This is a genomic window from Xenophilus sp. (genome assembly GCF_044462705.1).
GTDB classification, from domain to species: domain Bacteria; phylum Pseudomonadota; class Gammaproteobacteria; order Burkholderiales; family Burkholderiaceae_C; genus Xenophilus; species Xenophilus azovorans.
Genome location: NZ_JBIQNC010000042.1, coordinates 21,095 through 28,029 on the forward strand (window position 1 = coordinate 21,095; position 6,935 = coordinate 28,029).

7 protein-coding genes are annotated in these 6,935 nt (G+C 70.5%); 1 reads left to right on the top strand and 6 read right to left on the bottom strand.

Features of this window, described 5'->3' with window-relative positions; genetic code table 11:
• The 6 genes from ACIY1X_RS09265 to ACIY1X_RS09290 form a co-directional block, all read right to left on the bottom strand.
• On the bottom strand, positions 1-1,419 hold the full coding sequence (locus tag ACIY1X_RS09265) for an amidase (RefSeq protein WP_399679956.1): 1,419 nt from the start codon (positions 1,417-1,419) through the stop codon (positions 1-3).
• A gap of 81 nt (positions 1,420-1,500) precedes the next feature.
• Positions 1,501-2,988 carry an ABC transporter substrate-binding protein gene (locus ACIY1X_RS09270; RefSeq protein WP_399679958.1) on the bottom strand — a complete coding sequence of 496 codons (1,488 nt, stop codon included), beginning with the start codon at positions 2,986-2,988 and terminating at the stop codon, positions 1,501-1,503.
• Between the two features lie 45 nt (positions 2,989-3,033).
• Positions 3,034-3,870, bottom strand: a complete 837-nt coding sequence (locus ACIY1X_RS09275) for an ATP-binding cassette domain-containing protein (RefSeq protein WP_399679959.1) — start codon at positions 3,868-3,870, stop codon at positions 3,034-3,036.
• Positions 3,867-4,856 (bottom strand): ABC transporter ATP-binding protein, encoded by a 990-nt coding sequence (locus tag ACIY1X_RS09280; protein ID WP_399679961.1) that lies wholly within the window; start codon positions 4,854-4,856, stop codon positions 3,867-3,869. The genes ACIY1X_RS09275 and ACIY1X_RS09280 overlap by 4 nt, the downstream gene beginning before the upstream one ends.
• Positions 4,857-5,732 carry an ABC transporter permease gene (locus ACIY1X_RS09285; RefSeq protein WP_399679963.1) on the bottom strand — a complete coding sequence of 292 codons (876 nt, stop codon included), beginning with the start codon at positions 5,730-5,732 and terminating at the stop codon, positions 4,857-4,859. It abuts the gene before it with no gap.
• Complete coding sequence (locus ACIY1X_RS09290) at positions 5,729-6,688, bottom strand: ABC transporter permease (RefSeq protein WP_399679965.1); 960 nt, start codon at positions 6,686-6,688, stop codon at positions 5,729-5,731. Before ACIY1X_RS09290 ends, ACIY1X_RS09285 begins: the two co-directional genes overlap by 4 nt.
• Positions 6,689-6,750: 62 nt before the next feature.
• Here ACIY1X_RS09290 and ACIY1X_RS09295 point away from each other — a divergent pair.
• Positions 6,751-6,935, top strand: a 185-nt coding sequence (locus tag ACIY1X_RS09295; RefSeq protein WP_399679967.1) for a YfhL family 4Fe-4S dicluster ferredoxin, incomplete at its 3' end; no start/stop codon positions are given.

The following is a 6,935-nucleotide window of genomic DNA, read 5'->3' on the forward strand; positions in this document are numbered from 1 at the left end:
TCAGGCCGCCGGCGGCTCGGGCCACGGGCGCTGCGGCCCGCGGATCTGCTCGAAGGCCCGCGCCACCTTCAGCACGCCCAGATCGTCGAAGCGCGCGCCGGCGATCTGCAGGCCGATGGGCAGGCCGCCCTTCGACCAGCCGCAGTTGACCGAGGCGGCCGGCTGCTCCGACATGTTGTAGGGCACGGTGAAGCCGATGTGCTCCAGCGGCCGCAGCGGGTCGTTGGTGGGCGAGGGGTCTTCGGCCGGCGCCGGCATGTTGGGCGAGACGGGCGAGATCACGCAGTCGAAGGGCGCGCAGGCCGCCACCGCCGCCACGCGCGTGGCGTGGAACTGGCTGGCGGCGCGGTACACCGCCTCGCCCGAGAGGCCGGCGGCGCTCTCGGCCCACTGGCCGATGTAGGGCAGCACCTTGGCTCGCTGCTCCGCCGGCAGCGCCTGCAGGTCGACCCGGGAGCGCATGCGCCAGAAGTGGTCCATGCCGTCGAGCATGGCCTGCGTCATGAAGGGCTGCATCAACGTCACGCGCGCGCCGGCGCGCTCGAACAGGCGCGCCGCTGCTTCCACCGCGGCGCGGATCTCGGCGTCCAGCGGCAGGCCGCAGCCGGCCTCCAGCAGCAGGCCGACGTGCAGGCCTTTCAGGTGCTCCGGCCCGACGTCGAAGGCGGGCCAGTCGATGTCCTGCGCGGGCAGGCTCATGCTGTCGCGCGCATCGGGGCGGGCCAGGGCCTGCATCATCAGCGCGGCGTCCTCCACGCTGCGCGTCATCGGGCCGGCGGCCCGGCCGGTGTAGGGCGGGTCGATGGGGATGCGGCCGAGGCTGGGCTTGAGCGTGAAGATGCCGCACCACGAGGCCGGCAGCCGCAGCGAGCCGCCGATGTCGGTGCCCACGTGCAGCGGCCCGTAGCCGGCCGCCGCCGCCGCGCCGGCGCCGGCGCTGGAGCCGCCGGGCGTGCGCGTGAGGTCCCACGGGTTGCGCGCCAGGCGGTGGAAGCTCGACAGCCCCGAGGACAGCATGCCGTAGTCGGGCATGGTGGTCTTGCTGACGAGCACCATGCCGGCCTCCTTCAGGCGCGCGGCGGGCGGCGCGTCCTGCGCGGCGGGGCGCAGCGCGACGGCGGCGGTGCCCGCGGGCATCGGGTCGCCGGCGGTGGCGATGTTCTCCTTGAGCGTGCCGGGCACGCCGTCCAGCGGGCCGAGCGCCTCGCCGCGCCGCCAGCGCGCCTCGCTGGCGCGCGCCTGTTCCAGCGCCGCCTCGGGGCGGCAGAGGTAGGTGGCCTGCAACTGCGGTTCCCAGCGCTCGATGCGGTCGATCACGGCCTGCGTGGCTTCGACCGGCGATAGCGTGCCTTGGCGGTACGCGCGGGAGAGTTCGGCTGCGCTCCAGTCGTGCAGCGGGCGAGAGAATTCAGTGGTCATGGCAGCGCGGGGAGAAAAGAAAAAGCCGCGCCCGACGTCGGCCGGGCGCGGCGTTCCGGGGAGCTCAGCGAGGCGGCGAACTCATGCCCACGAGAGCGACGACAGGTCGTTGCAGAAGATCGGCATCTGCGGCCACAGGCCCTTGACGTTCTTCCTGGCGATCTGCGGGAACACCGGCTGGAACAGGAAGCCATTGGCTGCGTCGTTGGCCAGCAGCTTCTGCGCATCGCCCAGCAGCTTGTTGCGCTCGGCCTCGTTGCCGGTGGCCTTGATCCTGTCGAACAGCGCGTTGAATTCCTTGTTGTTGTAGCCCCAGTAGTACTCGGGCTTGGTGTAGTTGCCCAGGTCGAAGGGCTCCACGTGCGAGACGATGGTCAGGTCGTAGTTGAAGCCGCCGCCGTAGGTGCCGCTGAGCCATTGCGCCCACTCGACGTTCTGGATCTTCACGTTGATGCCCACCTTGGCCAACTGCGCCGCGATCACCTCGCCGCCCTGGCGCGCATAGGGCGGCGGCGGCAGCGTCATGCTCAGTTCCAGCGGCAGCTTGACGCCGGCCTCGGCCAGCAGCTTCTTGGCCTTCTCGGGGTCGTAGGGGTTGATGCCGGTCGTATCGACGTAGCCGGGCGCGCCGGGCACGTAGTGGCTGCCGATGGGTGTGCCGAAACCGTCGGCCGCGCCGTCGATCACCGCCTTGCGGTCGATGGCGGCCAGGATGGCGCGGCGGACGCGCACGTCGTCCAGCGGCTTGTGGCGTTCGTTGATCGCCAGGATGGTCTTGGCCCGCGAGCCGCCCAGGATCACCTGGAACTGCGGGTTGTTCCTGAACTGCGGCACGATGCGCGTGGCCACGCGCGGGAACGCGTCCACGTCGCCGGCCATCAGCGAGGCGCCCTGCGCGGCCGCATCGGAAATGAAGCGGAAGGTCACCTTCTGCAGCGTCGGCTTCTGCACGCCCTTGTAGCCGGGCCAGCGGCCGAGCACCAGCGAGGAGCCCTTGGCCCAGTTTTCCAGCTTGAACGGGCCGGTGCCCACCGGCTGCGTGGCGTTGGTGGCCACGCTCTTGGGCTCGACGATGACGGCGGTGGCCTGGCCCAGCACGAAAGGCAGGTCGGGGTCGATCTCCTTGTTGAGGATGACGACGGTGTGTTCGTCCACGGCCTGCACCGAGAAGTTGGCGTAGGTGCGCTTGTCCTTGTTGGTGCTCTTCTCGCCGCCGGCGCGCTCGAAGCTGAACTTGACGGTCTGGGCGTTGAAGGGCTCGCCGTTCTGGAAGGTGATGCCCTTGCGCAGCTTGAAGGTGTAGGTCTTCAGGTCGGGCGAGACTTCCCAGCTCTCGGCCAGGAGCGGCGAGACGCTGCCGTCGGGATTGATCTTGGTGAGCGTCTCCATCACGTTGTAGAGCACGATCTCGCCGATGGCCGAGGCGGCGTTGGCCGTCGGGTCCAGGCCCGGCGGCTCCAGGGTCATGCCCAGCACCATGGCGGTCTTGCCGCGGCTCTGGGCCAGGGCCCAGTGGGGCAGCGCGGCGGCCAGGCCGGTGGAGGCGATCACGTGGCGACGGTTCAGCATGGTCGAAGGCTCCTGCAACAGGGGAAACAAATGGAAAAGTTCGCGTTATAGCGCGTCGGCGGCCGCGGCGCTGCGCGGCGCGGGCGGTTCGGCCCGCGGCACGGCGGACAGCAGCGCCTGCGTGTAGGGGTGTTCGGCTCCGGCGAAGAGCTGCTGCGGTGCGCCGCGCTCGACGATCCGGCCCTTGAGCACCACGCACACCTCGTCGCACAGGTGGTTGACCACCGCCAGGTCGTGGCTGATCAGCAGGTAGCTGATGCCGTACTGCTGCTGCAGGTCCTGCATCAGGTTGAGCACCTGCGCCTGCACCGAGACGTCGAGCGCGCTCACCGGCTCGTCGGCCACGATGAGCTTGGGCCGGGTGATGAGGGCGCGGGCGATGGCGATGCGCTGGCGCTGGCCGCCGGAGAACTCGTGCGGGTACTTGGCCAGGTCGGTGGCGCGCAGGCCCACGGCCACCAGCGATTCGGCGGCGCGCTCGCGCTGCTCGGCGCGGGAGATGTCGGTCAGCGCCTCCAGCGGCTCGGCCACGATGCGCTCCACCGTGCGGCGCGGGTCGAGCGAGCCGTACGGGTCCTGGAACACCATCTGGAAGTCGCGCCGCGCCGCGCGCAACTCGGCCTTGGGCAGCCGGTGCAGGTCGCGGCCGAGCAGCTTCACGCTGCCGGCGGTGGGCGTGTCCAGGGCCATCACCATGCGCGCGATGGTGGACTTGCCCGAGCCCGATTCGCCCACGATGCCCAGGCTGCGGCCGGCCTGCACCGTGAAGCTCACGCCGTTGACGGCCTGCACCGTCGGCGCCGGGCCGAACAGCTTCTCGCGAGGCAGGGCGTAGTGGCGCACCAGGTCGGTCACTTCGAGCAGCGGAGGGGCCATGCTCATGCGGTCGCCTCGCTTTCTGCGGCGATCTCGTCCAGCCGCAGGCAGCGCACCGCGTGGTCGTGCGGCAGCATCGAGGGCGCCGGCCGCGTGCCGTGGCAGGCGTCGGCCGTGTAGCGGCAGCGGCCGGCGAAGGGACAGCCGGGCGGCAGGTCCACCAGTTCGGGCACGCTGCCGGGGATGGTCGCCAGCCGCAGGCCGCGCGGCGCGCCCAGCGCAGGCCGCGCGGCGAACAGGCCCTTGGTGTAGGGATGCGCGCGCTCGGCGAACACGGCCTCGGTGGGGCCGCTCTCGACGATGCTGCCGCCGTACATCACCAGCATGCGGCGCACGCTGCTGGCGATCACGCCCAGGTCGTGCGAGATGAGGATCAGCGCCATGCCGCGTTCGGCCACCAGCGACTGGATGAGGTCGAGGATCTGCTTCTGGATGGTCACGTCCAGCGCGGTGGTCGGCTCGTCGGCGATCAGCAGGTCGGGCCCGCAGGCCAGCGCCATCGCGATGCCGATGCGCTGGCGCTGGCCGCCGGAGAACTGGTGCGGGTAGGCGTCCAGCCGCGAGGCGGCGTCGGGGATGCCCACGCGCTCCAGCAGCGCCAGCGCCTCCTTGCGCGCCTCGGCCTTCGTGAGGCCGCGGTGGATGCGCAGCGGCTCGCCCACCTGGCGCGCGATGGTGTGCACCGGGTTCAGCGCCGTCATCGGCTCCTGGAAGATCATGCCGATGCGGTTGCCGCGGATGCCGCACATCGCCTTCTCCGGCAGGCCGACCAGTTCCTGGCCGTCGAAGCGGATGCTGCCCGACACCTTCGCGCTGCCGGGCAGCAGGCCCATCAGCGACATCACGGTGATCGACTTGCCGCAGCCCGATTCGCCCACGATGCCCAGCGTCTCGCCGCGTTCGAGCGAGAAGGAGATGCCGCGCACCGCCTCGGCCGGGCCGCGCGGGGTCGTCAGGCCGATGTGCAGGTCGTTGACTTCGAGGAGCGCCATCTATCTTGCCCTCGCCAGCCGGGGGTCGAGCAGGTCGCGCAGCCCGTCGCCCAGCAGGTTCAGCCCCAGCACCGCCAGCGCGATCGCCATGCCGGGCCACACCGCCAGCAGCGGCTGCTGGAACATCAGCGTCTGCGCCTCGCTGAGCATGCGGCCCCACGACGGCTGCGGCGGCTGCGTGCCCAGGCCCAGGTAGGACAGGGCGGCCTCGGCCAGGATGGCGATGGCGAAGCGGATGGTGCTCTGCACGATCAGCACCGCGGCGATGTTGGGCAGCACGTGCTGCATCGTGATCGAGAACGCCCCCTTGCCGCAGGCCTGCGCGGCGGCGATGTACTCGCGCGACCAGATGGCGTTGGCCGAGCCGCGCGTGATGCGCGCGAAGGTCGGGATGTTGTAGATGCCGATGGCGACGATGGCGTTGACGATGCCGGCGCCGAACACCGCCGTGAGCATGATGGCCGAGAGGATGGCGGGGAAGGCGAGGCTGAAGTCCGTCAGCCGCATGATGGCCTCTTCCACCCAGCCGCGCCGGGCGGCGGCCAGCAGCCCGAGCGCGGTGCCGACCACCAGGCCGATGCCCACCGCGATCACGCCCACCATGATGGAGGCACGCGCGCCCACCAGCAGCAGCGAGGCCACGTCGCGGCCGAAGGCGTCGGTGCCCAGCCAGTGCTTGGCTGAGGGCCCGGCCAGCTTGTTGGCCATGTCCATGTCGTTGGGCGGCCAGGGCGTCCACGCGTAGGACAGCAGCGCCGCCAGCACCAGCAGCAGCGTCAGCACGGCGCCGATGACGAAGCTGCGGTGGTGCAGCGCGCGGTGCCAGAAGCCGGGCAGCTTCAGCGCGGCGCCGGAAGGAGCGACGGCGGCGTTCATATGTCGGAAGCCTTGATCCGTGGATCGATCACGGCGTAGAGCACATCGACCACGAAGTTCACGATCACCACGAAGGCAGCCAGCAGCATCACGCAGTTGCGCACCACGATCAGGTCGCGGTTGCTGATGGCCTGGAAGATGAGGCGGCCCAGGCCGGGCAGGTAGAACACGTTCTCCACCACGATGGTGCCGGCCAGCAGCTCGGAGAACTGCATGCCCATCACGGTGATGACGGGGATCAGCGCGTTGCGCAGCACATGCAGCCACAGCACGGCGCGCTGGCTCACGCCCTTGGCGCGGGCGGTGCGTACGAAGTCCTCGCGCATCACCTCCAGCACCGCCGAGCGGGTGAAGCGCGCCAGGATGGCCGCCTGCACCACCGCCAGCGACAGCGCCGGCAGCAGCAGCGACTTGAAGGCGGCCAGCCGCTCGTCCCAGGTGGTGCCCCAGCCGTCGAAGCCGCCGGCCGAGAACCACTGCAGCTTCACCGAGAAGAGCAGGATCAGCAGGATGGCGAACCAGAAGTTCGGGATCGCGATGCCCACCTGCGTGAGGCCCATCAGGCCGACGTCGCCCAACTGGTTGTGGCGCGAGGCGGCCGTCACGCCCACCGCCAGTGCGATCACGGTGGTCAGCAGCATCGCCAGCACGGCCAGCGGCACCGTCAGCGCCAGGCGCTCGAGGATCAGGTCGAGCACCGGCGAGCCGTAGCTGTAGCTGTCGCCCAGGTCGCCGGTCAGCAGCCCGCCGATCCAGTGCCAGTAGCGCGTCCAGGCCGGCTGGTCCAGGCCCAGCTTGGTGGCCAGCGCGGCCACGGCCGTCGGGTCGGCGTCGGGGCCCATGAGGATCTGCGCCGCGTTGCCGGGCAGGATCTCCAGCACCAGGAAGACGATGATCGACGCGCCGATCAGCGTACCGAGCAGGGTCGCGAAGCGTTTGAGAAGGAACAAACTCATGGGGCGGGGCGCAGCATAACCCGACGGACGCAACGTCCATGCCCGGCGCCGATAATCGGCGCATGGCCCTCATGATCACCGACGAGTGCATCAACTGCGACGTCTGCGAGCCGGAGTGCCCCAACGGTGCCATCTCGATGGGCGAGTCGATCTACGAGATCGATCCCCGCAAGTGCACCGAGTGCGTGGGGCACTTCGACGAGCCGCAGTGCGTGCAGATCTGCCCCGTCGCGTGCATTCCGGTCAA

What these genes read in the sequence shown, in the direction of transcription:
- ACIY1X_RS09265 (WP_399679956.1), bottom strand. Translation starts at nt 1,419, where the DNA reads ATGACCACTGAATTCTCTCGCCCGCTGCACGACTGGAGCGCAGCCGAA.
- ACIY1X_RS09270 (WP_399679958.1), bottom strand. Translation starts at nt 2,988, where the DNA reads ATGCTGAACCGTCGCCACGTGATCGCCTCCACCGGCCTGGCCGCCGCG.
- ACIY1X_RS09275 (WP_399679959.1), bottom strand. Translation starts at nt 3,870, where the DNA reads ATGAGCATGGCCCCTCCGCTGCTCGAAGTGACCGACCTGGTGCGCCAC.
- ACIY1X_RS09280 (WP_399679961.1), bottom strand. Translation starts at nt 4,856, where the DNA reads ATGGCGCTCCTCGAAGTCAACGACCTGCACATCGGCCTGACGACCCCG.
- ACIY1X_RS09285 (WP_399679963.1), bottom strand. Translation starts at nt 5,732, where the DNA reads ATGAACGCCGCCGTCGCTCCTTCCGGCGCCGCGCTGAAGCTGCCCGGC.
- ACIY1X_RS09290 (WP_399679965.1), bottom strand. Translation starts at nt 6,688, where the DNA reads ATGAGTTTGTTCCTTCTCAAACGCTTCGCGACCCTGCTCGGTACGCTG.